The sequence below is a fragment of the Ruegeria sp. CJ2 genome (genome assembly GCF_056536745.1).
Window position 1 is genome coordinate 17429 of the sequence record NZ_JBQFQF010000010.1, and the last position, 24683, is coordinate 42111.

Sequence of the window (24683 nt, forward strand, 5' to 3'; positions counted from 1 at the left end):
CTTACGTCACTGCATATTGTTCTGTATAGCCGCCAAATTGAGTTTAGCACCTAATAGAAACTGCCCAGAACCGACCTTGATCACGGCCGGTCGATGCAGCAGTCGCAATCTGCATTGCGGACTTTCGCCGCGTACGCAAAATACCAGGTTGGTCGAACTTAACCTATGCGAACAAAACTGTCGATTGCTCGAAAGTAGGCAATGACAGCAGTTCGCAAAAAGCGGACATTTCCGCTCCTCACGTTGGTTCGAACGACTGCGTTGGCTTTGCTCAATCACAGTGTAACATCCGCGCGTTCACCTTTTAACGCAGCTACATTAACTCGAAAAACGGCTTTCTGAGCTGCCGATAAGACCAACAGCAGCACCGAGACGGCGTCGTTCTACGAAATTGTCTTATCAGTTTGACAAGAAGTGCTCGGGTTTCTTTCTCCCCCCCCATTTTTTAACAAATTCGGATTTTTGACTTTGTTTGGTAAGCGCGTACAATTGTAACAGCTTTAGGCGCAAAATCCGCAAGTTAGGCCACCTTCACAGCGATGAAGAGCGGAACGCGGGCGGCACGGGAGGTGGATATGAAGAGATTATCGGTTTGGCTTTTAGCCTTCGTTTTGCTTGCCGGCTGTTGGGAGAAAGAGGAAGAAACGACCCAAACACAAATACGTCCTGTCAGAGCCACTGAGATTTCTGACCTATCCAGTTTGCATGACCGATATTTTGTCGGAACGGCGAGAGCCGCACGCGAAGTGTCGTTGGCGTTTCGCGTGCCGGGCAATGTTGTCGGTGTCGACGTGCAAGTTGGCGACCTTGTAACGAAAGGCGCCGTCATCGCGGCCTTGGACCCAGCCCCGTACCAGGCTGAAGTTGATCGGCTTACTGCTGAACTTGCGAGCGCACAAGCGACGTTTGAAAACGCAAAGTTGCAAACAGATCGGCAACGATCACTGGTCGAAAAAGACGTTGCTGCTCAGGCTACACTCGACCGATTTGTCGCGGGCGAAACATCTGCTCAGGCGGCAATCAATTCTGTCCAAGGCGCTCTGGACAGAGCCACTCTGGATTTAACCTATACAAGTTTGGCGGCACCGTTCGATGGTCGTGTTGTCGGCAAATACATTGAAGATTTCGAAGAAGTCGCCGCTCAGACGCCGGTGCTGCGCATTTTGGATGCCGAACGCATCGAAGTGGTGATCGATATCCCCGAACGATACATCGCCCTGATCCCGCATATTGAAAACATAACCGTTACTTTTGACGCACTGGGGGATGTGGTTCTACCGGCGGAAATTAGTGAGATTGGATCAGAGGCTTCGGCGACGACACGAACATTCCCTGTCACATTGATAATGGAGCAGCCCGAAGACGCACTTGTTCTTCCGGGTATGGCAGGGCGCGTTCGCGGAAAACCAAAGGAAGGGCACGAACCATTCGATGCGATCATGGTTCCTGCCAGCGCGGTTTTCGTCCCTGAAGGGGAAACCGATCCGCATGTCTGGGTATTTGATACCGGCTCAGAAACCGTAACGGCAAGGAAGGTTTCGCTTGGCACTCCACGGTCGCAAGGGGTGGCCGTTAGTGAAGGTTTGGAATTTGGTGACGTGGTAGTCACTGCCGGGGCAAACTCTCTGCGAGAAGGTCAGAAAGTTTCGCTGCTTTCTGAGGGCACGGACTAATGGGTTTGGCGGCTTTTTCGATCCGAAACGCCAAATTTGTTTGGTTCACTGTCGTCATGCTCACGTTGGGCGGCATTTCGGCTTTCTTTAGTCTGGGGCAGCTAGAAGACCCTGAGTTCACTATCAAGACTGCGGTTGTGACCACCCTCTATCCTGGCGCCAGCCCTAAAGAAGTTGAGCAGGAGGTCACAGAACGGATCGAGCTGAAACTTCAGGAAATTAAGGAGATTGATTACATCTCGAGTGAAAGCAGGGCGGGTGTGTCGACGATTAAAGTCGAAATTCGCCCGAACTATTGGTCGGACCAGCTGCCGCAAATCTGGGACACACTGCGAAGGAAAGTCAGAGACGTGGAAACAGATCTGCCCCCGGGCGCAGGTCGTCCTGCCATCAACGATGATTTCGGTGATGTCTTCGGTCTACTGCTGGCTATGACGTCCGATGGGTTCTCCGCTCAGGAGCTTGATGGCTATGCCGAAGACTTCAAGCGAGAGCTCTCGTTGATCGACGGTGTCGGCCGCGTCGATCTGTGGGGCGAACGCGACAGGGTCATCTATCTGGAAACGCGGGAAGAAGCCTTGGCTGCATTGGGCGTGTCAGCTCAGACCATTCTCAATACCCTGCAAACCCAGAATGCGATTGTGGATGCAGGGCGGGTGAATATCGGTGACTACCGCATGCGCATTGCGCCAAGCGGGACGTTCACTAGCCCAGCTGATATCGCAGACTTAGTTGTCCGGCCGAGTGGTCTGGATCAGGTTCAAAGCGGTCAGCGTCGGGGGCCAGAGCTGCTAAGGCTGGGTGAAATCGTTGAGGTTCAGGAAGGCTACGCTGACCCGCCAATAACCATGATGCGCTATAACGGCTTACCATCTATTGGCTTGGCGATCTCCTTCCAGTCTGGTGTCAACGTCGTCAGCGTTGGTGAGGCCGTAGACGTGAGAATTAAGGAGCTGATTGCGGGCCTGCCGGTCGGCATTGAGGTCGAACAGGTTCATTGGCAATCCGACGATGTAAACCTTGCTGTCAGCAGTTTTTTGGTGAGCCTTGGCCAAGCCGTCGCGATTGTTCTTATCGTTTTGACCGTGGCCATGGGCGTTCGGATGGGGATCATCATCGGCAGCGGGCTGATTCTAACAATCCTTGCCACCTTCATACCCTTGGCGGCACTGGGCATAGATCTTCAGCGCATGTCTTTGGGTGCATTGATCATCGCGCTCGGCATGATGGTAGATAATTCGATCGTCGTAGCGGACGGCGCCATGGTCCGGATGTCGCAAGGAATGGACCGAGCAAAGGCCGCGATTGAGGCTGCAACGCGTCCCGCGATGTCATTGCTTGGGGCCACGTTTGTCGCGGTTATGGCTTTTTACCCAATCTTTGCGTCTGTCGAGAGCGCGGGGGAGTATTGCCGAACACTTTTCTCAGTTGTCGGGATCGCACTCCTGGTCAGTTGGTTGCTTTCGATGACGGTTACGCCACTGCAATGCGTCGCCATGCTGCCGGAGCCAAAGGGTGGAGCAAGCGAGACCTTTGACACCGGTTTCTATGCGGTTTATCGCCGTTTTCTGGCTGCGGCGATCCGCGTGCGCTATCTGACGATCGGGGTGGCATTGGGTGCTTTGGTCATTGCCGGGGTTGGCTTTGGGTCTGTCACACAGCTGTTCTTCCCGACCTCGTCGATGACTAAATTCATGATCGACTATTACGCGCCCGAGGGAACTCGGATCGAAGCCGTGTCGGAAGCGATCTCGCGGATCGAAGAAAAGGTTGAAATGGACGATCGTGTGACCGGCATCGCCAGCTTTATCGGAGCTGGCCCGCCGCGTTTCTACCTGCCGGTCGACCCTGAAGGAACCAACCCGTCCTACGCGCAAGTCATTGTGAACGTCGAGGATTACCGCGACATTCCCGAGATGACTAAAGAGATATCACTTTGGATATCAGCCAATATGCCCGAGGCGACCTCTTTCACACGTCAGTTCGGTGTGGGACCTAGCAACACCTGGGCGTTCGAGAACCGCATCATCGGCCCAGCAGATGCTGATCCTGAGACTCTGCGCGAAATTGGTGACAGAGCAGTTGCGATCCTGGATCAGCATCAATGGACGAAAGTGGCCCGCACCGATTGGCGCAACCGTGTCCTGAAGACTGTCCCAGACTATGACCAGGACCGAGCGCGGTGGACCGGTATCACCTATGAAGATCTTGGTAACACGACAAAACGCGCATTTGACGGGCGTGCGGTCGGCCTCTTCCGCGAAGGTGACGAGTTGCTGCCAATCATCGTCCGGCCTGGCGCAGAAGATGTGGCTGCCGTGGACAATTTTGAACTGTTGCAACTGCAGTCGCCGTTTTCTGTAGAGCCTGTCCCATTGGCGCAGGTCGTTCGCGGCGTGAACATTCAGCCAGAAGACCCGACGATCAATCGTCGCGACCGGCGTCGCGTTCTGACTGTGCAAGCCAACCCAATAGATAGTGTAACTCTGCCAAGTTATCGCGCCGCAGTTCTTGCCGATTTTGAAGCTTTGGAGGCTGAATTGCCGCCGGGCTACAGTATGGAATGGGGTGGAGAATACGAGGACACAGTGTCTGCGCAAGCTTCTTTGATTCCGGGTCTGATCCCCGCGTTTTCGATCATGGCACTGATTGTTGTCGGGCTCTTTAACTCATACCGCAGACCGCTGGTCATTTTCCTGACTGTACCTTTTGTGCTGATAGGTATTGTTCCGAGCCTGCTCCTCACAAACACACCGTTTGGGTTCGTTGCATTGCTCGGGGGCATGAGTCTGGCGGGCATGATGATTAAAAATGCAATCGTTCTGATCGATCAGATCAACGATAACTTGGCTGAAGGTCAGCCGGGCTACGATGCCGTTTTGAATGCCGGAGCCTCAAGACTTCGCCCCGTCTTACTGGCCGCCGCCACTACAGTTTTGGGTGTGATACCGCTGCTGCCAGACGTGTTTTGGGTGGGTCTTGCTGTCACGATCATGGGCGGTTTGACAGTGGGTACGATGCTCACAATGATCCTGGTCCCGGTCTTGTTCGCCACGCTGAGCGGCATTCGACAGTCACCGTAGGCCGTTTGACGTCACCTTTTTTAGCGGCCTTTGGATCGTTTTTTGTGGAGCATGCAGTTGTTGAGCGTAGACAACTCATTCGGGGGTAAAGATGGACAATACAGTACTCTACTTTCTGGTCGGCATCTTCGTGGTTGGCCTGGTTTCATTGGGATATTTTGCCAAAGGTAGCGGAGCACTGCTTGTGATCGTGATACTGGTTGGTGTGTTGTTGGCAATGATCGCATATTTTGGAGGTTACTTTGGCGACACACCGAAGTGAGCTTGTAATGGCATTATTGAAGACGTTGCCAGTTACAGAAAACGGCAGTTGATCCGAGAACGAGGCTCATTGGATTCGCTGTGTTTTTGCTACTCCGAGAAAAAGATGGATTGCCCGTGCTAATGGCCGACTTTCACCAGCGGCTCCTGAGAATGTTGCCGCTGCGAAAGCGCCCGCCAAACCTGAGTCCAGTAAACGAAATCTCGCGCATAGCAGCCTAGACGCGGTTAGAACCAAGTTTACTTCTTTTGACGTGGTTGAGAGAACAGGCAACAAACGGGCAGTTTCGCCTTGAGTCAAGTAATTTGGCAACTTTTCAGTGAGGTATCATCCTCAAGACGTTGAGGGATACAGCCTCTCGCGTCGTTGGGAGACCACGATTGTTTGAGAGTAGCGCAATTCAATGAAGTTCCATTCTGATTGGAGCCTCACGCAACAGCAGTCAGTTGAACGAGTTGCCAACAATGACTTAACGCGTGTCGTCGCGTTGGTACCGATCATTGGGTATTGGACTGAAAGCTTCGAATGCAACGATAGAGTTCCGCAGGTGCAGCAATGATGGCATGCGGTTCTCTTTTGTTACTGCACAGCGAGCTGAATTCCGCTTCCGACACAAAGGAAATTGCCTCTGTCAAAAAGGAAGAGCTATGGGTGGCGGATCACTTGAGATATGGTGGAGCCTAGGGGAAACGCCGCCGAACGCCTAATGCACTGATAGTAAACACTATTGTAGTGTGTTGGTTTGCAGTGTGTCTCACCTTAGTGTCACACCTGAACATAGGCAAGCAGTACGTTTGAGCTGGTGTCTTGGGCCACGTTCCCACTCTACTTATTCCGTGGCCCAAGTGCGCATGCGACTAGTTGGTCGGTGTCATGTCGACGATTGTGGGTTCGCGATTGCCACTTGTTTGGAAGACTATCATCTCGTCACCCATCGCTTCGAAGTCGATTTGTTTGAGATCGACCATGTGCACAGTGCGGTCGTACATCGTGTGATAGTAGTAGGTCAGGTCTAGTGAGTTGCTTGCAGTCGTTACCTGTGTCGCGCTGTATAGCAAGTCCTCAGACTGTACATCGTCCTGAGCACCCTCTGCTGCGTCGGCTGGTATGTTGAAGTTGTCGAGTATTCGGAACGCCTCGCGCACAGTGTCATATCCGCCTTCTGTCTCACGTGCCGTTTGAGAGAATGCGACCGCGCGGACGAACCGCGAAGGAGGTGTGAAATCACCGGGTAGACCAATCATTCCGCTTCCTGCGCCCAGCGGGGCAAAGGTGACGCCGCTGGCTTCGACTTCAGGAAGGCCGATAGCCGTCAGATTTACATAGTTGTTGAGGTTGGTCATGTGCCAGTCGTAGTTAGGCGAGTTGGTGATGACACCAAGCGGAGCCTCAAAGACGGTCAGTTCACCGTCAATGTACTCTACGACGATCCGGCCACCAAAGCGGTCTGCGACCAACATGTGGAACGGAAATGGGAAGCCGAGTGTCTCGTCAACAACTCCTACAACACGTATGCCCTCAAGACCGGCCTGTGCCTCCTCAACTGTCTCGAACATAGAAAGGACGTAGGCAGCTAGAAGGTCGCCGGGTATAGTGTTGTCAGCAAGATCGGGCAGATACTCTTGGTATTCTGTAAACCCCGGCAAATAGAACAGTCCGGCGGTCAATCCAGCCTCATTGATACCATCAGCAGGTGCCCCGTGGTCCAGCATACTAATGCCAACCATCCCAAAGCGTCCTGTCCAATCGGCCCCTTCTTGCCCGTCGGGCATCTCCCCTGCGCTGTAAGCAAAGCCCCTTGGTATGACGTTGATCTTGGTCTCAAGATCGAATGGCCCCCATTCCGCTGTTCTTGCGCGAACGATGCTTCCGTCCGTTCCTGTCAGCATGATCCCTGTACAGGCCCAAGCCATTGAAACGGATGCAACCAAGGCGACCCCAGCGCGTGCGCCGAGCTTTATCAATCTGTGCACCATCTTCGTAAGTCTCCTGCTGCTAAATTGGGTAACAATAAAGAAAGCCTACATGCGTGACACTGAGATGTCTGCCTGCTACGTGGCAGGTGCTTACATAACTGCGCGAATGTAGCGGCAGGATTTGGCCAATCCCTTAACCAAGAGTGCAGGAACTGCGTACTGGATAGCGCACTAGATGCACAGTGCAGTCTTGATAATGCGGCTGGGAAGCTAGAGGCTTTCCGCTGCCAGTAAGCTCGGTCAGCACCATACTGCACAGCATCTGGTAGAAGGTCTCTCAATTGTGGTCCCAAGTGTATAGAACAAGTTAGTACCAACAGTGCTATTCTATACCCGATGCAGTCTCTTTGAACTGGTCATGAGGCTGCTTTTGCTCGCGGGTCTTCTACTACGGTATTTAACCGAGCGCAGTACTGAAGGTTTAAAAAACAAATAGATACACTTACTGACTACACTATGTATATACAAGTTACATCAAGCTAGTGTTTACTATGGCTAACCTATTCGGTTTATATAAGGTGATTTGAACTACATAGGTAACTAGGTAGTAGACCCAGCTACAGACTAAACTGTATTATGCACAGCTTATGTATATACAGACATATAGTAGTATAATGTACTCGGTATGTATCAACTATCCAGAGCCTTAGTATGTATATACAGGTAATATACTAAGCATGTGATGCAAAGAGTACATCTAAGTATTGGTAATAAGTATATGTATAAGATATACCTATGCGGCTCGGATACACATCCTGTATCTAATCCAATCCATAACCGTGCAGCGGCAGACAGATGACACATTCGGTAAGTGTAATCTGAAATATAACCTTGTCGCGGCAGACAGATCACGCTTTTGCAATCTGTCCGCTCGGTTTATTTGCTCAATTGAGGGAGGGCTAAGACAGTATCAGCACAAATGCACACATCAGGTCAAAGAAGATAGATGACCCGGCATGAGCATGTATCTGTTCAGGTTCAGATCGGCACTTGTCCAGCCAGCTAACAACTAAGGTAGCAGCGGTCAGCTTTGACCTGCATTGAGTATCCGGTACACCGATGCACGGCTGATACCGAGGTCTTGGGCGATCTTGGTAGCGCCGACGCCTTCGCCTGCCAGCGCAAGCACATCGTCCGACCTTGCCAATGCGGTTGGCTTGCGTCCTTTGTACTTTCCGGCAGCTTTGGCCTTGGCAATTCCTTCGCGTTGACGTTCCAGCATAATCTCGCGCTCAAACTCGGCCACGCTTCCCAGCAGGTTCAGCATCAGCTTGCCTTGGGCCGTGGAAGTGTCGAGACTTAGCCCCAAAATCGTTAGGTGTGCCCCAACAGCGTCAAGCTGGCTGCGGATTTCCATCAGGTGGGCCATAGAGCGTGCCAGACGGTCCAGTTTGGTTACTACTAGGTGATCGCCCTCTCGAATGAAGTTCAGCGCTTCTGTGAGCTTCTCACGCGCTCTCACGTCCACTGAGGATACCTGTTCGGTGAATAACTTCTCGCACCTGGCCTGTTCCAGTTCCCGTAGTTGTGCATCAAGCCCAGCCGTTTGATCCAAAGTGGAAGTCCTAGCATAGCCAACAAGCATGATCCGCTCCGTCTCTCAAAGTCTTAGATATTGAGACACATACTGTCTCAAAAATCAAAGTCAACATCTGTGAGACACAATTTGCGTGTGTGCCAGTTGTGTCACTGGGGCAGGGCCTTGTGAAACAGCAATACTAAACTAAAGAGCCAAGACGTATGCCAACTACCCCATGGGGGAACTCAGCCTGTCTGGAACTATAGATACGGTCTCGAAAAAATTTGCCAAAAATTTGCAGTAAATTTGGCCCGAGCAGCGGACATTGACGCTGTATGCAGCGTATGACCACCCTGAGCCCAAAGCGGTCTAGTGTGGCTGCCAATTCAGAGCATCATTTTGATTGGGAAACTTGGCGCGCAATCTAAAGTCGGCAGAAATTTTCCTTTCTGCCTTAGATCATCTCGATGCTAGGCTCGGGATAGTTCGCCTTGCTGAGTATGGAAAAACTATGACCAAACTGAATGTCACCCGTCGTACAGCAATAACTGGTCTTGGTTGCGCATCGATGATCGCGATTGCCAATGCCACATCCTCTTATGCGGCCTCGACATTGCAGGATCTTGGAGGCCAGCTCCAAACACTGCCCGAGATCACTGTCTACACAGCGCAGCGCGTCATCACCATGGAGGACAACGACCCGGCTATTAACGCGGTTGCCGTGGTCGGAGACCGTATTCTGGCCGCTGGCCCGCGCGACAAACTCGTTGACCGGATCGGTTCGCAGCCGTTTCGGCTGGACGATCAGTTCTCCGAAAAAGTTATTATCACGGGTTTGATCGACCAGCATGTGCATCCTTTCCTCGCGGGATTGACCCTGACCTCCGAGATAATATCGATCGAGGATTGGAACATTCCGACTGGCCTTTCGAAGGCCGCCGTCGATGAAGCAGATTATAAGTCTCGTTTGCAAGCCGCCGAAGCGGCTATGGATGATCCCGATGCCTTGCTGCTGACATGGGGGTACCATCACTTCTTTCATGGCGAGATCAGGCGTGCGCAACTCGACGAGATCAGTAGCACGCGTCCAATCATCATAATTCACCGATCTGCGCACGAGTTTGTCCTTAACACTCCAGCATTGGAATTTCTGGGCATCACCGAGGATTTTGTTAATGGCTTTGAGGGGCTCGCTCTTGAGCAATCAAGTTTCGAGGACGGGTATTTCTTCGAGGCAGGCATGTTCGCCGTTCTTCCCGCAGTCGCTCCGGTGCTTGCTACACCAGAGCGCCTGGGGGCGGGTTTGAGGCTGGCGCGCGAGTATATGCACCGTGCAGGCGTCACAGTTGCTGCGGAACCTGGTGGCGTGCTGTCCCGGCCTCTTCAAGAAGCAACCAACGCGGTCTTTTCAGGACCCGATACCCAACTTAGGACCTATTTCATACCTGACGGGAAATCCCTGGCTGCCTTGCACTTTCAAAATGGTTCGATGATTGAGGAGACCGAAAAACTGCTGGACTGGGGCGAAGGTAAGACGGCGTTCATGCCGAAGCAGGTGAAACTCTTCGCCGATGGCGCTGTTTACAGTTTGGCCATGCAGGTATCGGAGCCTTATGTGGGCGGCGATTTCCACGGCGAGTGGATCATGCAGCCGGACGAGTTCAATCCCGTATTCGATGCATATTGGGATGCAGGTTACCAAATACATGTTCATCAGACCGGCGACCTTGCCGTGGACTTGATCTTGGACGCTGTTGAGCGAAACATGCGCCGGATGCCGCGGGCAGGTCACCGTACGACGTTGGTTCACTTCGGTTATGCGAGAGAAGATCAAGCAAAGCGGATCGCTGAGTTGGGCTGCATCGTCAGCGGCAATCCATACTACGTAACTGCGCTGTCAGATCGATATAGCGAGTTTGGACTGGGCCCGGAACGTGCTGATGACATCGTTCCCCTTGGGCCAATTAAGGCCAACGGCATTCCGATCTCGTTCCATTCCGACGTACCAATGGCTCCCGGTGAACCGCTGTTCCTAGTATGGGCTGGCGTAAACCGAACGACCTTCTCCGGCCGTGTCGCAGGCCCAGAACACCGCCTGTCGGTCGAAGACGCTTTGCGGGCTGTGACTATCGATGCAGCCCAATCCTTGCGATTGGAGGATGAGGTTGGCTCTATCGCTCCCGGCAAGTTGGCGAACTTCACCATCCTTGAAGAGGACCCATTCGACGTGGAAGCCGACAAGATTAAAGACATCGGTATCTGGGGGACCGTACTTGAGGGTGACATTTTTCCAGTTTCAGACGACTTCGATCTCGACCGCGCGTCATTATCGCCAAACCGGGATACAATAAATCCACCGACAAAGCCGCTGTATGCGCTTGCCGATGTATCGGGCATCGCCCAGAAAGGCATGCTTGCCGGATGCTCGTGTTGCGCTTCACCCGTATCTCAGTCGTGCACGACATCTGCAGCGGGAAAAATCTCTGCTGTTAGCTGTTGCGGGACCAATGCTTTGGGGTGGGCCGTCGTGTCCGAATGGGCCTCCAAAGTTTAGATTGGAGCCAAGCCAAGGATAGGTTTCGGTCGTCGGCATTGTCTGAAATGCGGTCGGTCGAACGGAATGCTCAGCACAACTGCTTCAAGTTCAAAGTAGAGTTGCTAATCTTACTCTTCACAGCTTGCGGCAGACGATTACTTCACACATCGCGTGAGTGTTGAGCTTTCTACAGCCAAAGGGTTACGCTCTAAATCGGTTACAAATCAATCGCACGATCGTATTCGATAAGCACGTCAACACTTCCGCGAGGTACCAAATTGCACAAGCCTAGAAAAACAAACTTTGGTGCTGTAACAGCGTTAGTCCTTTCAAATACACTAATGGCTGCCCCTCTTGAAGCTCAGCAGGCCGTTCCGGTGACCTATTCGCTTGAAGCAGGCGTGGTTTATGGACAGGGGGTCGTGACGAAAGAGGGTAAGGAGGTTTCGCGCGACTTGTGGATGGACATCTATCATCCGACCGAAGCCACAACCACGCCGCGACCCGCTGTAGTCCTCACCTTTGGCGGAGCATTCCATCGCGGCAGTCCGCGGCTTACGTTTCAATCGGGTGGCGCTCAGGATACCTCGATGGGCAATTATTGCCGTCGGTTTGCTGCGAGGGGCTATACGTGCTTTGCAATCGACTATCGGCTGACACCCGAAGGGCCTGTGCCGTCAGGGGAAGGGTATCAAGCAGATTGGATCGCGCCCGACAGTCTGTTGCCTCTGTTGCCCCAAGCCAACCATATTCGGGGGACTATGGACCTGCCGCCGCTTGATTTCAGCATCCCCGAACAAGAGAAGACAATGGTTGATGGCGTGATCTCGGCTGCCGAAGACTTGCGCAAAGCGGTGCTTCATATCCGCGAGTTCGCGGACACATACGAGATCGATCCGAACCGTATCGCGCTTGGTGGCTTTTCCGCGGGTGCAGTAACATCTTGGAACGTCGCGCATGGTATGGGAGTTCCCGTCTCCGGCGTTTTTCTCCTGTCTGGAACCGATGCCGGGTTTGACGTGAACAAGGCTGTCACGGCCTCTTCAAACAGACCACCGATACTAATGTTTATGGGGCAGTATGATTTGGCAGGCGCGTTGTCTTCCGTTCCAATGCTCATCGATCACTACCAAAAAGTTGGCGTGGATCACGAGTTCGCATGGGTGCCGGGCTTCGGCCATTTCTATCCCGCTGGCGCAGCCAGTTTGGGTAGCGATGCAGTGAGTATGTCTGTAGAAGGTCGGATTGCCGAGTTCCTCGAACGCGTTATCGGAAAAGGGTCATAACGCTCAGATCACTAGCTGCAAGCGACAATTGACTGATGCGTGGCACTAGTCGCCTTGCGCAATGCCCGTTTAGTCCGCAAAGTAGGCGTTAAAGCTATTTGCAGCTAACGGCCGCCTTGTGCCCAACTTTAGCCTCCGGCGTCTCGGAACCCTTTGACGTGCTCTAAACGCAATTCTTTGTATCTGATCTTGCAGATCGCTTCGCTTAGCAGTGACAATGGAACATTTCCGTCGCCATAGCGCCCTGCCATGCCGGATAAAGCATGGCCCAATAGGATGTCGTTGATGTCTGGTTGCACACCGGCATGGCGGCAGGCGTCTTTGAAGTTGTGACGGAAAGAATGGAAAGAAGTCTTTTTCGTCTTCGCTCCTATCGCATCCATGTAGCGGCTAAAGTCTTTACTGGCCTGTTCTGAGTGATAACCCATAGCCCCAACTTTTAGGTCTGGGAATACTCTTCTTTGGTCTGCATCCCGCTGTGCCTGAACGAAGCGCAAAAAGCCAAGGCGCACCAGCTCAGGATGTATAGGAACCATCCTGCTCTTGCCGAATTTCACGCGTTGGTCCTCGTCTCCCTCGTGAACCCGGATAAAAGGTATGCCGTCTTGCTGGTCGATATCGTCAACGCTCAGCTGGCACAATTCGTTCAACCGCGCGCCTGTCCATAGTCCCAGTAGCGGAAGCCAATACCAGCGCGTGTCGCTTAGATCGGTATCTCCGGGGATAGTACGGAAGCGCCTAGATTTGCATCCAGCAAACAGCGGGCTGTTGAAGATGATTTGCAGTTGCTCCTTGCTGAATGGGTCATGCTGGTTTCTGGCATTGTTGTTGTCAGGAATTTTCATCGGGGCAAAGAGGTCCGTAACTTCTTCGTCCAACTGCTTGTTTGCCCAATTCCAAGTTGTTTGTAACCTTCCCAATCCTTTGTTGATCGTGCCTACAGATAAGGTCGGTAGACTATGATCCTTGGCGGCTTGAATGGCTTCACTGGCAGGTAAGCCAATCGTCTGGGGTAGTTTGTTTCTGTTGGTGGGAAGCCCCAGTAAGGCTGTCTTAAAGTCACGTGCGTCGGATTTACGATAGTCTAGTACCGGACGATCACCTTGTAGTTCAATGAACAGGTCTATCCAAGTCTGATAATCGCTCACCAGCTTGGAAGACCATTGGCCAGTCTGTTCCGCCTCAGCTTTTCTCTCAGCGAATAGAACGGATAGAAGCGGACTAGAAGGTGCGTCTGGAGACTTCTTTTCAACTTTGGTGGCACCACTAACGGAAGAAGGTTTCTGCCTCTCTGGGCCGCTTACAGGCGCGCTGGGCGGCTTGCTGAAATTGTATGTCTCGAAGGTTCTGTCGTGCTCCAGCATCGCTTCATGGAAGCCAATCCAAGCCTTCCGAATTTCATCAAGAATGGCCCACTGGGTTTTGGCAGGTTGCTTCTGGGGAACACCAGATGCATCGCAAAAGGATTGGTATTGCTGGGTTGCGTAGCCCTTTTGCATCATGCCCCAGAAGTCTTCGTTGTTCGTCTCATGTAGTCGGATGGTGTCGACGATACGTTCTCTTTCCAGTTCGGTGTAGGGGCCAAGTTCATCCCTACGCGTCTTTGCCTTATCTAGTACTTCCGCAAAGTACTTATGCACCTGTGTGCGCAGTTCGCCGTAGTTCATGCCCGATTGTTCTATGTGCTTTGTTATTGTGTCGCCGCACACTGCAAGACGCCGTGCCAGAGTACCGGCCTCTTTAGGGCATCTTGTACGCAAAGAAACCCGAAGGGTCCTGCGTGTGCTGCTTTGTCTAGTGTGGGGTTTTGGTCTTGTGTCGGGCAGTGGCCAACGGAAGTAGTAGATGCCATGTCTGGACAGTGAGAGATACGCATGCAGCTTCATTTTGTGTCACACCTGTGTGTCACACCGCTCTAATGCTTGCTATCTAGTTGTATTGTTAGGTTTTGGTGGAGCCTAGGGGATGCGATCCTGAGGTGATAGGTTTCAATAAAATCAGTGGCTTAAATGTAAGAGAGTTCCTGCGCTGTAACAACCCACTGTAACACTTTTTCAGTTGTTGGCAGAGACGCAAGGCGCGATTTGCATCCTAAGGAAATCCGCAGTTGGTTACTCTACCACGCAGGTAGATGGCCGCAGAGCGGACGCTAGATGTAATGCATTCTACGACCGCTTTGCGGACGAAGCTGACATCGGTTCGAAACCAAGAACAACACTTCAATAGCTGCCGTAGTAACGAAGCATCCTGCTTATCGGGGCACACAGTTGCATTCACCAATGGTCGTTAGGCGAACTGCGCAATTCCCGAGGTCGCACATTGAACGCCTCTGGGCTGCCTTTGGCGTTTAGCCTGGCAACACTAGCAAAGTCGAAATGAAGACTGATGAGGTTTCTGATCTTCTGCGCATTTCAGGCAAAAGTAGTAATCAAAACTCAGAAGGTGGATGTTTATCCGACAGGTGACCAGCTGAGATCGTTAGCTCTGTTTGGAGCTACCATGAACATCATGACCCTCGATACTTGTTCCTCACTGCGACCAGCATCGCGTACCAAGTTAAGAATTGCATATTCAAGATTAGCCGCATCGTCTTCGCGTTTGTCGATCATCGCTGATATAAATTCATGGGCCAAGTTCTTTGGTTCGATATAGGCTTCTGCGCGCGTCAGACTCAACTCGCTGAGCATAAATTCCAGCAAGAAAGCGACTTCGTTCTGCCGCTCGGGTGAACTTTCAGCGAACGACAGTTCCAAAAGTCTTCCGTGTGTTTCTGTCAGAATAACGTTCAACGACAACGGTTCTTTGGCATCAGACTTCCGTGGCTTTGCCAGGAACGCTTTCAATCGATCAAGGACGATCGGAACTTCCTTCCTTCATGTTATTGAGGCACAAGCGGTGCGACATTGAGGTCTCGCAAAATACCAGCATTTTCACCAGCACGGTGTATTACTTTCTCGGTCCTGAAACTGCGCCCGCCAACAGTTCTCGTGAACGGCAGTAGAAGCTTATTTCGCGAGCCTGCATGGAGCAAAAAATATGAACAAGTGTGTCTTTTCAATAACTTTAGAAGCAGTCTCACTCAAGAAATAGAATTTGTTGTTGGGTGAGCTGTTATGGTCACTAAAGATGATCGCAACTCAGATTAGCTTTCAAAAGGCCCAAGAATGCGAAGAATGATCCTTTCCTCTATCCTTGTTATGCTTGCCGGTTTTGCGCATGCACAAACACCCGAGTGCGACAGACTCTGCTCCCGAGACTTTATGTTCAGTCTCGACTCCGGGCTTGATGTCATGCCTCTTGTCGCAGATGGCGAGCATGCCAACGGGCATATGGAAGACGGAAGAACGCCATTGATTTGGGCCGCGCTGGATCCCGACGATGAGGATGCAATCGTCTTCACATCCACACTCCTTTTTGCCGGCGGCGACGTTTTCGCGCAGGATAGTAAGCGTGGAATGACTCCATTGCATTGGCACCTTTTTCGAGTTGGTGGTCCAATGAAGGAAGTGGTCGCCATGTATCTTGGTGAAGGCGCCAGTGTGATCAGCAAGGATAATTTCGGATATTCTGTGCTCGATATTGTTAATGGTGTGGCGACTGCTGAATTATACGAGGTGTACGAGCTGCCCTATGTGAATGATGAGGTTGCTGACATGATCCGCGGCTGGGCGGAGCTTGAAGAGAGATGGAAAGACGCCTTTGGAATGCATCTGGGTGGGGACCCTACTTCAGTACGCTATTTCGAAGTCTTGGCGGAAGAGGGCTACATTCCGGCAATGTATGCTTATGCCTCTGTACTCGAGAAACCCAGAGTTGAAGGCTTTACTCCTGATATTGAACAGGCCCTTTATTGGTATGAAGAGGCTGCCAGCGTCGGCGAGGTTAATTCAATTTTCCACGTTGGGTCCAGTGCATATAGCGGAACGGACACAATTGAGCAAAACGATGCTATGGCGCATGAGTGGCTCTCTCTTGGTGCGCGACATGGGGATACGAACTCTCAGTCACTTCTTGGTTTGATGTATGCCAACGGGAAGGGAGTTGAGAGAGATATTCAAAAAGGTTTGATGTGGATGATCATCTCTCTTCGGTTTGGTGAAGACACACCTGACCGAGTGAGACTAATTGATGAGATGTCATCTGCCTTGTCATATCAAGAGGTTAAAGAAGCCGAGCAAATGGCTAAAGACTGCATCATAAATTTCTTTGAGCACTGCTGAGGAAAAAGATGAAAAGTATTGTGAGGTTGTGCGCCCTGATCTGTTCAATTGGCGCTTCTGCTCAGGCTGAAGCGGCTTGGCCTCCAGAGCCCTTCATTCGAGACCGAGAGCCTCATGTTCTGAGGATCGACGCTGATACTGTGCTCTGTGAGGTCCAGTGGGATGGTCATAGAGAGAATGGAGAAATTCTGGATATTGCGCCCGAGGCCGACTTCTATATCGAGAGTGTCGTCATACCCCTGTCGGGTGAGTATGTGTTCATCAGTTCCGACCCGGTTCAGGTGTTCGGGCCAACGCAGCATTTTGTATACATCGAAGATGGCGTAGAAGTAGAGCTTACGCTTTTCGGACATGTGTCAGATACTGGGGATAGGCTCCTTGAGCTCAGCGAAGTAAGACATTTGTCCTTTGAGGACAAAGACAGAAACGATTTCTGGGGTCGTCTTTTCTGCCCTTAAAGGACTTGCAACGATCTTTAAAGGGCCTCTGTTTGTCGGATTTTTTCAAGCATGGCCCTTTTCCTTTTGGCAATGACGCGAATGAACCGTTGCTCAATGAAACAGGAAACTCGCTTTTTTCTTCCGCTTCGGGCTCTAAGCGGACTTTCAGCGTTTTCGCCTGAATGGCCGCTTTCCAGCCAGCGATTGTACCTACCGGCAGTACCCGGCGCGTCTCAACCGAGATTTGGCCGCGGATGTCTCCAAATGCCTATAGCGTCCCCCCGAGTACCTCGCGCAATCCAGAGCATGCCCCGCAGCAATCACAGCAGCACCAATGTCTTGTCCGTCCGCGTAGCAAACACCGACCCACCGATCATGGGTGCGTTCGCCATTAAGACTGCACTCGATGTTCTTGCCGCGAAGATAGTTCACCATCCAGCGTTTAGCATCCTGACCAGAACGAGTGCCAAGCTCCGGCGCATCCACGCCGTTCAAACGGACAGGAGTGCCATCGACAACGATCGTGTCCGCGTCGCGCACTTGGAGGCCACCGGCGGCTGCGGTAGTGGCGAAAAATGCGAAGGCAATGGTTAGCTTCTTGAACAAGGCGAAGTCCTCAGTGTCTCGTGTTAATCGACTATTTGGGTCGCTATGCGGGTATCTATTAGTTCTTCCTCGATAAGCGCATAGATTTCCTCGGGTGGGGTGTTCAGTGAGAACAGCATCAGTGACGGGTCCACACCCAGGTCAATCAGATGCTGCATCGTCTCTCCTTGTCCCTTCTGGATGCCTTCTACTGCGAAAACGACAGGTATTAATCGAGGCTGGTCGTAGTAGTGCTGATGCATACCTACAATGCCGCGAAGAGAGACGATGCGTTCCTCACCGCCTGCAAGAACGTAAGGACATGACGATACACACATCGAGCCAGCTAGAACTGCTGTAGCAAGCTCAGCACCTCTCACCTGCTTACCAATGGACAGTGCCTCAGAAACCACTCCTCCCGGGCTGTGGAGAGCCACAAGGTCGGGCTTTTCCTGCATGTCAGACAGGTACGAAGCGAAGCGGGCCGAGTCGTCCACCTCTATCTGGCCGCTAAGAAGAAGAATTCTCCCCAGCCCTTCGACTTCCTGAACTGAGAAGTCCAATCGGTTTGGAAAAGCCTCTGGCACGGGTACGTCCAGAGGTCCATCCTGCGGCAAAAGCGACGGATCGCTACGATCAGTGCGATACTCTCGACGTTGATCGCCGGGGGTTATCGGACCAGTCGGGAGTTGAACACGCTCCTTGAACGGGCTTGGTATTACACCAAGAACGTCCGACGCTATCAGAACGCCTGCAATAGCGAGCTGTAGGATGAGAACGTAGCGTAGCCCTGAACGAGGATCGAGACGGCTTAACAGGCTCATCACGTTTCATCTTTTTGTGGAGTGGCGCGGTTGAGGATAGCTGCGTCTGCCACGCCCATAGTCGCCTCAACGTCCTTCATGGCATTCATTGCGGCTCTAAGGTCAGAAAGAGTCAGAGTATCCTCAATGCTCATGCCGTCCTTACCACTGCGGATTGCGGCTTGTGTGATAGCCAGCACAAACACCAACACGGCGGGTAACAAGTCGATGGCTATAGCTCCAGCCCAAGAAGGTACGAAGTTGTGGGCGTACTTGATCACCGCATCGGCGCTGGAAATCGGGTTATATGCCGTCTCGATGGGCGGCTCCATGTCCAACACCTCGTCAGCAGCGTTCTTGAGTGTCTTGCTGCGTTGGTCCAGCGCGTTCAAAACGGAGTTGATTGTGGACGATTGCGCGTCTCGTACGTCGGAACTGCGCCCATCAAGCTCTGGTAGTACGACCGAGGATGGCAGGTCCTCAGCAGCGCGAGCAACAAGTGGTGCCACGCTGTACTGGTTGAGGCGCGAGATAACACCCGCCAGCTTCACGCTTTCCTCGGAGAACTGAACCGAACGGCGATCCACGGGACCAGGAGCAACGGTAAGCTCGCGCATCTTTGCGAGGATTTCGTTGCCTTGTTGGAAGGCTTCCTCGATAGGTTCTTGCTGCGCCGCGATCTGCTCTTCAAGGTTTCGCAACTCCTCAGCTTTTTGTGTCAGCACACGAAACACGGCACCCCGACCGGCGGTTCCTGAGAGGTCTCCGGACTGCTCGAGTTCAGCCAGTTCTTCAAAACTCTGGCGGGCGCGTTCCACCTCGCGACCCAACGCTTGGCCACTGAGGGCTATGTCGTGGGCTTGCTCGAGGGCAGCTTGGTAGTCACGGACAGTGTTTTCCAAGTGTTGTTCGACCGCTGCCGAGCCTGCGAGTGCAGCTGCGTTCAGCCAGCTAGACATAGCGATGATGGCGACAGAGCCAACAATTGTTGAGATCGTCAGACCAATGAATCCACTAGCCGTACGCATTGAAGGCAACAGACGGAGCATGTAGCTCCAAAAGACGAAGATGCCGACAGAGACAGCGATTGAGTATGCGACCGCGGCGAAGAACGAGACCGCGCCGTTATCTTCAAGCAGTGAGGACACGCCGAGATATGTGTAAATACCAGATGCGATGGCTAGGACACCCAAGGCTGCGGGAGTAAAAGTATCCAACCAAGCAAGATGACCTTCTAGTTCTTTTGCGGTCCGAAGTCCCTTAGCTTCCTCAGCCGTCAAGCGATCCTTGTTCTCCGTCATTCTACAACATGCTCCACACTCATCACGCGATAGTTCGTCACTTAATCATTTATTAAGACTTTTCACCCTGGGTTGCACATCTGGACGATACGAATTTATTGCTTTTGCGAAATTGCCATTCTTCTGCGATTTTCTGCCAAATTGCGCCGCCAGCTCTAGAAGACGGGAAAAACATCAACCAGTTGAAATTCCGATAGCTATTCTGGGAGTGGCCATGAACATGGATCACATGCCTCGTTGTCACACGCGTGAATTCGCTCAGCGGGGCAAATCAGTCACATCTCCCTGAGTGAATATGAGGTGTCCCTAGCGTATCAACCCGAACGTGTGCTTGGTTCGATCCTGATCCAGTGCGAAAAACTTGATTGACCTAACTCTTGGAGACCTAGCTCATGGAAATCTTGATAGTTTTGGGTTTGGTTTTGGCTGTTGTTGCGTATTTGGCAATTCGCAGTAACAGGCCAGTCGATACAACTACTCCGCCGAGTCAGTCAGGTAGGCATGAGAAACCTAGATTGACCACGAACCAACGGCAGCGCACATCGCAGCCAGAGCGTTTTGATCCAGACCATACAGTCCCGAAACCCGACGTCACGATACTATCGGGTTCAGCCTACGTTGTAGATGGCGATACACTGGTCATTAAGAAAACACAGGTTCGTCTGTTTGGTGTCGATGCTCCCGAGATGAACCATCCCTATGGAAAGAAGGCGAAATGGGCGCTCGTTTCGCTTTGCAAGGGTCAAAAAATTAGGGCCGAAGTGACCGAGCAAGACACCCACGGAAGGACTGTTGCAAAGTGCTACCTTGAGGATGGTCGTGATCTATCCGCTGAAATGGTCAAACTTGGTTTAGCGATAGACTGGCCAAAATTCTCCGGTGGACAGTACCGGTCTATGGAAATGCCCGACGCTCGAAGGAAGCTATGGCTGGCAAACGCGCGGCAAAACGGACACATGGGGCTGTGGAAGCAATACGACGCGAAGCAGGCCGCTCGGAAAATGAACAACTGACAGTACATCCAAAGCCGTAGCTGATGTGGCGCAAGTAGGAGCGGCCAAGGAGTTAACCCTGAGCCGCTTGAAACCTTTGATTTGAGGTTTTGAATTTGTCCATCGTCACCTCAAACTCTCAGGCATGGCTAAGTTACGGCTACGCGCAATCGCGCGAACTTCGGCGCTCATGACCATGTGGGCGTTGTTAAGGGCGCTTACTAAATCGGCCCGTTCCCAATGTCCGGGTTTAATCCACTGATCAGGATAAGCTGCTTCGATCTGGCGAGCTTCTGCGCGTACCTCACTGGCAACCTGCTTGATACCTGCGAGAATAGACAGAGTGCGCTGCCAGACCTCAGCGTCATCGGTAAGCGGTCCCGGGGTGGGCTTGGTTTTGGATGTCATGGTTTCATGGTCCTTTGATCTGAACGGCCTCATTGAGCCGCTGGGTTGAACAATGAGTGCTGCTGGAAGATCGACCGGGCATCTCGATAGAAATCCATCTTTGGCAAGGTCGTTCCCTTCGAGCGGCGCAGCATGTCCCGCCAGATCGGTAGTTGCGTATGGGGATCGAGTGGATCATCTGTCAGATGCTCGAGGGCGATCACTGCGGATTGATCGTAGCGATGCCGGGTAAGACGGCCTTGAAGACGCGTGAGCATATCGTCGATCTTCCGGTCGATTACCTCGTCGCGGCGTTTAACGATCAGGTTTTCGGCCTTGGGCATCGGGGTGGATGCCTTCGCGATTGCGTCGAGGTCTGCCTTGTGCTGGCGGGTTCTGCCGTGCAGCGGAGTGTGTTTTTGGTAGTGACGTTTAGCGTCACCTATTGTGATGGCGTTGGCCATTTGGAGGAGTCCTTTGTGGAAGCCTCAAAACCCCTAAAACAACACTTACCTACCGACCCCTGCGGAGGGTCGATTTTGGCATTGGAAAAGCCAATAAAATCAATGGATCACGGGAGGTGTTTTCGGGGGTCGAGGGTCGTTATTGGTGGGTGTCAGAGTGTGCCGACTGTCAGTGCCTCGGTTCGGTCGAGGCGATCTTCGAGTTCAGCCTCTGCAGCTTCATCTTGTTCGTGTTGTTTGTGGGTGTATTTCTCGAGGCTCTCGTCGATCTCGAGGGGGACACCGAGTGTATCCGCGAGTTTCTGATAGAGAGCCTCAAGGGCGCCACGCTGGGCAGTCGTGAGAGTCTCAGAGAACTTGCCGGTCTCCCGGTCTCGGCCCCCCACTACGCCGATCTGGATATGGCTTCGGGTGAAATTGTCGCGACCGACTGCGCCACGCGTCAGGGGGTGTCTACAGAGTTCGAGCGTGCCATCGAACTGTACCAAGTAGTGCCAGCCAATCCCGAGGCGACCGGTCTTGGCGTGTTCGATATCAATGATTGCCGCGTCGATGCGTGGATCAGGTGGATGATGGGTGTACCTTACAACTAAGCCGGCGGTCTTCTCGCGGGGCAACGTAGCGAACATCGCTGTCCTCAGGTAGGTGTCGGCTCTCTTGATCCTGAGCATCGGCCTTGGTTCCTTTATTCACACGTTCTGCCCATGCTTCGAGTTCACTGAGCGTCAACCGCCCCGCCCCTGTTGGTGAACGACCGTCTTCAATCAGGTCGACGGTTGCATAGAAGTAATCCGGGTCGGCACAGGTGCGGGGCTGGATACGGTTCAGGACCAGAGTGATATCTACGTCCCAAACCATGTCTGATAGATTGGTCATGCTCTTGTCATTCGTCCCGAGACAGAAGATCAGTGACCAAGCTGCTCACGGATGTGCTGCGCGAACTCGGTCCAGGTGATGCCGTCCGCGCGACCCGCTGCCCGATCCACGGCAAACTGGCGAACGCAACGATCAACACCGGGATGCGTGTCTGATGCCTGTTTCAGGAAATCGAAGCCATCTTGTCCAAGTTCCTGCATTGCGCTCTGTGTTGCTGCGTCGGTAATTGTGCTTTGGACATTCGCGAACATGGCGCGAGTGCTACCATCCACGTCTAGCTCCGATACCGAACCCTCAGCCAAACCGCGCATGGTTTCAGTAACCTCATCGACGGACATACCGGACATAGCAATCTGACCGAACGCTGTTTCATACGTCTGGGCTTCTTCCATCGTCATGATGCTGTCATCAAGCGAGGTGTTCAGCCCGTCGATGACATTGTCAAACTCTGCATGACCCGTGTCGCTGCCTGTGGGTTCCTCTGGCGTCTCGTCTACTGCCGCCGCCTGTTCCTGCGCTGCCCTTTGAGCCGCGCCAATCGACAGACCTTCGTCAAAGACGGTGTTGAGCAATCCAAGTTCTTTGGCCTGCGCGACCTTCATCGACATGCCCTGTACGTTGATCACGTCGCTGTCTCTGAGATCGCCCTGTGAGTGAACATCGCGCTGCGTGTTCTTGGTGTCGCGGACGGTTACGCCCCCGCTTACGTAGTCTGCGCTTGAAGCATATGATTTGGAGGATGGCATCGATTGTGCGGTGGCATCGCCGCCACCGAGGGTTACTCTTTCAACCATGTTTCTTGTGTCCTTTGGAATGGGTTGGTTATCGAAGACCGAGTTCGATCTCGGCTAACTCTTGCGGTGTTGGTGGGTTTTTGACAAAGGGCAGGCCGTCGATTGCTTTGCCTTCATCAAGGCTCATCAGGTGTACCGGGCAGAGCTTCGAGATTGCCTCGACCGAGTATCCGCGAAGTCGAATGCGGGAATACGCAAGGATGAGACGCAGCTTCGTGTCATCGTCCAAGTCTCTTTCGTGTATCTGCGAAAGCGCGGAGACTTGTCCGTCCCTTGCGCATAGTTCTAGGAAGGCCACGCCGACGGCGCTTTCCTTTACTTTGTTGCTCATCTTGCGTGTCCCTCGGGGTTTTGCGTTGCTGCGTTCATCGAGTTCTCCCTCGAGTATCTCGACCTTGTTCTTCCATCGAGCGAGCGTCTCTTCGGCCTTGATAGTCTCGCGTTGTTTAGGGGTGAGTTCGGCCTGCCCAATCCCATGAGCTTCGGCACAGGAAGGACAGTTGTATTCATCGCCGAACGGAGCCGGGAACTTCACACCGCACGAGATGCAGGACTTGTAGTTGATCCTGCGGTTCTTAGAGATGCACCGGTCGCACCTCGATGCTTTTGGCTTGTGGGTTTCAAACTCGACACCACACGCGTTGCAGGTCTTGAGGTACATCTGCCGGGGTGGCTTCTTGGTTTTCGCTCTACGCTGTGGTGGGGGCATGTTGGGTGTTCCTTACGTGTCAAACAACCAGCTTGGGTCTGGCATCCGGGGTGCTTTCAGCACTGCGTTGGATTTTGGCAGGGGTGACGGTCGGGGTGTCAGATCGGACACGGGGTCGATGCCCTCGGGCCATTCACCGGAGATCAGACCAGAGGAACGACGGATTGCCTTGTGGTATCTCAGGGGTATCGCCGAGGACCTCGGCAAGACGTGATCGAACAGGCTATCTCCGAGGAAGTCGGTACGCATTGAGCGCAGTGGTACGGAGACCGGTGGATGTGCATCACCAGAGGCTAGGAGACGAACGTACGCGGTCACGATGGATGCGGTTAGGTCTCGGTCAGATCGACGCAGGCCGAGCTTCTCAGCGGCGCGTAGGGCGTGTGTGCCGACAATGGCGAAGTCAGCGTAGCTCAGGCGGTATTTCGAGTATCGAACATCACTGGTAGATACCGCATCCTTTTGGCCAGGAGGGACGCAAAGACCTTGGCGACCCATGAACGTGCCACCAGCAAGGAAGACATTGTAACGATGACCAGTATCGAGGAACTCCCGAGCGAGCGTGTAGTGGACGAAAGCCCTACCGATCACCGACGGGTTAGGTTCATACCGTCTACCGACCAATAGATGCGGCAACCTTGCCCTTGCTCGACCGTATTTCAGCGGAGCCATTCTGTACGTTGGGCGATCATCCCATTCACCGACCCGATGGCGTGTGCCTCGGGCAAACCGAACGGCCTCGGCGATCTCTGAGGGTGTCGGCTTGATGTTCTTTAA

At 52.8% G+C, this 24683-nt stretch carries 21 protein-coding genes; 8 read left to right on the top strand and 13 right to left on the bottom strand.

Features of this window, described 5'->3' with window-relative positions; all coding sequences use genetic code 11:
- The first annotated feature begins 575 nt into the window (after window positions 1-575).
- The 3 genes from ACR0MS_RS14870 to ACR0MS_RS14880 all read left to right on the top strand — a co-directional run bounded on the left by ACR0MS_RS14870 (window position 576) and on the right by ACR0MS_RS14880 (window position 5018).
- Window positions 576-1673 carry an efflux RND transporter periplasmic adaptor subunit gene (locus ACR0MS_RS14870; protein ID WP_480578985.1) on the top strand — a complete coding sequence of 366 codons (1098 nt, stop codon included), beginning with the start codon at window positions 576-578 and terminating at the stop codon, window positions 1671-1673.
- Window positions 1673-4756, top strand: a complete 3084-nt coding sequence (locus tag ACR0MS_RS14875; RefSeq protein ID WP_480575107.1) for an efflux RND transporter permease subunit — start codon at window positions 1673-1675, stop codon at window positions 4754-4756. The genes ACR0MS_RS14870 and ACR0MS_RS14875 overlap by 1 nt, the downstream gene beginning before the upstream one ends.
- Before the next feature lie 91 nt (window positions 4757-4847).
- Window positions 4848-5018, top strand: coding sequence for a hypothetical protein (locus ACR0MS_RS14880; RefSeq protein ID WP_480575104.1), 171 nt, complete (start codon window positions 4848-4850; stop codon window positions 5016-5018).
- A gap of 857 nt (window positions 5019-5875) precedes the next feature.
- Here the strand turns inward: ACR0MS_RS14880 and ACR0MS_RS14885 are convergent.
- Both ACR0MS_RS14885 and ACR0MS_RS14890 read right to left on the bottom strand, forming a co-directional pair.
- Entirely contained in the window at window positions 5876-6994 is a 1119-nt protein-coding gene (locus tag ACR0MS_RS14885; protein WP_480575101.1) for a linear amide C-N hydrolase, read from the bottom strand.
- Window positions 6995-8018: 1024 nt separating this feature from the next.
- Window positions 8019-8579 (bottom strand): recombinase family protein, encoded by a 561-nt coding sequence (locus ACR0MS_RS14890; protein ID WP_480575098.1) that lies wholly within the window; start codon window positions 8577-8579, stop codon window positions 8019-8021.
- A gap of 445 nt (window positions 8580-9024) precedes the next feature.
- Here ACR0MS_RS14890 and ACR0MS_RS14895 point away from each other — a divergent pair, with 445 nt between their 5' ends.
- Window positions 9025-11067 carry an amidohydrolase gene (locus tag ACR0MS_RS14895; protein WP_480575095.1) on the top strand — a complete coding sequence of 681 codons (2043 nt, stop codon included), beginning with the start codon at window positions 9025-9027 and terminating at the stop codon, window positions 11065-11067.
- Between the two features lie 323 nt (window positions 11068-11390).
- On the top strand, window positions 11391-12335 hold the full coding sequence (locus tag ACR0MS_RS14900) for an alpha/beta hydrolase (protein ID WP_170649983.1): 945 nt from the start codon (window positions 11391-11393) through the stop codon (window positions 12333-12335).
- Between the two features lie 128 nt (window positions 12336-12463).
- Here ACR0MS_RS14900 and ACR0MS_RS14905 read toward each other — a convergent pair whose 3' ends face one another.
- A complete protein-coding gene (locus ACR0MS_RS14905; protein ID WP_480575092.1) occupies window positions 12464-14002 on the bottom strand; it encodes a site-specific integrase in 1539 nt (512 codons plus the stop codon).
- A gap of 783 nt (window positions 14003-14785) precedes the next feature.
- A complete protein-coding gene (locus ACR0MS_RS14910) occupies window positions 14786-15088 on the bottom strand; it encodes a hypothetical protein (protein WP_480575089.1) in 303 nt (100 codons plus the stop codon).
- 420 nt (window positions 15089-15508) lie between these two features.
- Between ACR0MS_RS14910 and ACR0MS_RS14915 the strand changes: the two genes are divergently transcribed.
- Window positions 15509-16555, top strand: a complete 1047-nt coding sequence (locus tag ACR0MS_RS14915) for a tetratricopeptide repeat protein (protein ID WP_480575086.1) — start codon at window positions 15509-15511, stop codon at window positions 16553-16555.
- Window positions 16556-16563: 8 nt separating this feature from the next.
- Window positions 16564-17013, top strand: coding sequence for a hypothetical protein (locus ACR0MS_RS14920; RefSeq protein ID WP_480575083.1), 450 nt, complete (start codon window positions 16564-16566; stop codon window positions 17011-17013).
- Between the two features lie 192 nt (window positions 17014-17205).
- Here ACR0MS_RS14920 and ACR0MS_RS14925 read toward each other — a convergent pair whose 3' ends face one another.
- The 3 genes from ACR0MS_RS14925 to ACR0MS_RS14935 are packed head-to-tail and all read right to left on the bottom strand — an operon-like array spanning window position 17206 to window position 19684.
- Window positions 17206-17601 carry a thermonuclease family protein gene (locus ACR0MS_RS14925; RefSeq protein ID WP_170647186.1) on the bottom strand — a complete coding sequence of 132 codons (396 nt, stop codon included), beginning with the start codon at window positions 17599-17601 and terminating at the stop codon, window positions 17206-17208.
- 23 nt (window positions 17602-17624) lie between these two features.
- The gene (locus ACR0MS_RS14930) at window positions 17625-18404 is read right to left on the bottom strand and encodes a COG3904 family protein (protein WP_480575080.1); all 780 of its coding nucleotides are present in this window, start codon (window positions 18402-18404) and stop codon (window positions 17625-17627) included.
- Window positions 18404-19684, bottom strand: coding sequence for a hypothetical protein (locus ACR0MS_RS14935; RefSeq protein WP_152457318.1), 1281 nt, complete (start codon window positions 19682-19684; stop codon window positions 18404-18406). The genes ACR0MS_RS14930 and ACR0MS_RS14935 overlap by 1 nt, the downstream gene beginning before the upstream one ends.
- Window positions 19685-20199: 515 nt before the next feature.
- Between ACR0MS_RS14935 and ACR0MS_RS14940 the strand changes: the two genes are divergently transcribed.
- Entirely contained in the window at window positions 20200-20697 is a 498-nt protein-coding gene (locus tag ACR0MS_RS14940) for a thermonuclease family protein (protein WP_480575077.1), read from the top strand.
- Between the two features lie 105 nt (window positions 20698-20802).
- Here the strand turns inward: ACR0MS_RS14940 and ACR0MS_RS14945 are convergent, their stop codons facing one another.
- The 6 genes from ACR0MS_RS14945 to ACR0MS_RS14970 form a co-directional block, all read right to left on the bottom strand.
- Window positions 20803-21084, bottom strand: coding sequence for a hypothetical protein (locus tag ACR0MS_RS14945; RefSeq protein ID WP_353391544.1), 282 nt, complete (start codon window positions 21082-21084; stop codon window positions 20803-20805).
- Between the two features lie 29 nt (window positions 21085-21113).
- A complete protein-coding gene (locus ACR0MS_RS14950; protein WP_353391546.1) occupies window positions 21114-21527 on the bottom strand; it encodes a hypothetical protein in 414 nt (137 codons plus the stop codon).
- A gap of 152 nt (window positions 21528-21679) precedes the next feature.
- On the bottom strand, window positions 21680-22198 hold the full coding sequence (locus ACR0MS_RS14955) for a peptidoglycan recognition protein family protein (protein ID WP_480575074.1): 519 nt from the start codon (window positions 22196-22198) through the stop codon (window positions 21680-21682).
- Between the two features lie 234 nt (window positions 22199-22432).
- Window positions 22433-23197 (bottom strand): hypothetical protein, encoded by a 765-nt coding sequence (locus ACR0MS_RS14960; RefSeq protein WP_353391551.1) that lies wholly within the window; start codon window positions 23195-23197, stop codon window positions 22433-22435.
- A 28-nt stretch (window positions 23198-23225) separates the two neighbouring features.
- Window positions 23226-23858: a hypothetical protein gene (locus tag ACR0MS_RS14965; RefSeq protein ID WP_480578980.1), complete on the bottom strand. Its 633-nt coding sequence runs from the start codon at window positions 23856-23858 to the stop codon at window positions 23226-23228.
- 60 nt (window positions 23859-23918) lie between these two features.
- Window positions 23919-24155, bottom strand: coding sequence for a hypothetical protein (locus ACR0MS_RS14970; protein WP_480575071.1), 237 nt, complete (start codon window positions 24153-24155; stop codon window positions 23919-23921).
- Between the last annotated feature and the right edge of the window lie 528 nt (window positions 24156-24683).

Excerpts from the sequence above, each read along its gene's own strand:
- ACR0MS_RS14870 (WP_480578985.1), top strand. The coding sequence starts at position 576 with ATGAAGAGATTATCGGTTTGGCTTTTAGCCTTCGTTTTGCTTGCCGGC.
- ACR0MS_RS14875 (WP_480575107.1), top strand. The coding sequence starts at position 1,673 with ATGGGTTTGGCGGCTTTTTCGATCCGAAACGCCAAATTTGTTTGGTTC.
- ACR0MS_RS14880 (WP_480575104.1), top strand. The coding sequence starts at position 4,848 with ATGGACAATACAGTACTCTACTTTCTGGTCGGCATCTTCGTGGTTGGC.
- ACR0MS_RS14885 (WP_480575101.1), bottom strand. The coding sequence starts at position 6,994 with ATGGTGCACAGATTGATAAAGCTCGGCGCACGCGCTGGGGTCGCCTTG.
- ACR0MS_RS14890 (WP_480575098.1), bottom strand. The coding sequence starts at position 8,579 with ATGCTTGTTGGCTATGCTAGGACTTCCACTTTGGATCAAACGGCTGGG.
- ACR0MS_RS14895 (WP_480575095.1), top strand. The coding sequence starts at position 9,025 with ATGACCAAACTGAATGTCACCCGTCGTACAGCAATAACTGGTCTTGGT.
- ACR0MS_RS14900 (WP_170649983.1), top strand. The coding sequence starts at position 11,391 with ATGGCTGCCCCTCTTGAAGCTCAGCAGGCCGTTCCGGTGACCTATTCG.
- ACR0MS_RS14905 (WP_480575092.1), bottom strand. The coding sequence starts at position 14,002 with ATGAACTACGGCGAACTGCGCACACAGGTGCATAAGTACTTTGCGGAA.
- ACR0MS_RS14915 (WP_480575086.1), top strand. The coding sequence starts at position 15,509 with ATGATCCTTTCCTCTATCCTTGTTATGCTTGCCGGTTTTGCGCATGCA.
- ACR0MS_RS14920 (WP_480575083.1), top strand. The coding sequence starts at position 16,564 with ATGAAAAGTATTGTGAGGTTGTGCGCCCTGATCTGTTCAATTGGCGCT.
- ACR0MS_RS14930 (WP_480575080.1), bottom strand. The coding sequence starts at position 18,404 with ATGAGCCTGTTAAGCCGTCTCGATCCTCGTTCAGGGCTACGCTACGTT.
- ACR0MS_RS14935 (WP_152457318.1), bottom strand. The coding sequence starts at position 19,684 with ATGACGGAGAACAAGGATCGCTTGACGGCTGAGGAAGCTAAGGGACTT.
- ACR0MS_RS14945 (WP_353391544.1), bottom strand. The coding sequence starts at position 21,084 with ATGACATCCAAAACCAAGCCCACCCCGGGACCGCTTACCGATGACGCT.
- ACR0MS_RS14950 (WP_353391546.1), bottom strand. The coding sequence starts at position 21,527 with ATGGCCAACGCCATCACAATAGGTGACGCTAAACGTCACTACCAAAAA.
- ACR0MS_RS14955 (WP_480575074.1), bottom strand. The coding sequence starts at position 22,198 with ATGCTCAGGATCAAGAGAGCCGACACCTACCTGAGGACAGCGATGTTC.
- ACR0MS_RS14960 (WP_353391551.1), bottom strand. The coding sequence starts at position 23,197 with ATGGTTGAAAGAGTAACCCTCGGTGGCGGCGATGCCACCGCACAATCG.
- ACR0MS_RS14965 (WP_480578980.1), bottom strand. The coding sequence starts at position 23,858 with ATGTACCTCAAGACCTGCAACGCGTGTGGTGTCGAGTTTGAAACCCAC.
- ACR0MS_RS14970 (WP_480575071.1), bottom strand. The coding sequence starts at position 24,155 with ATGCGTACCGACTTCCTCGGAGATAGCCTGTTCGATCACGTCTTGCCG.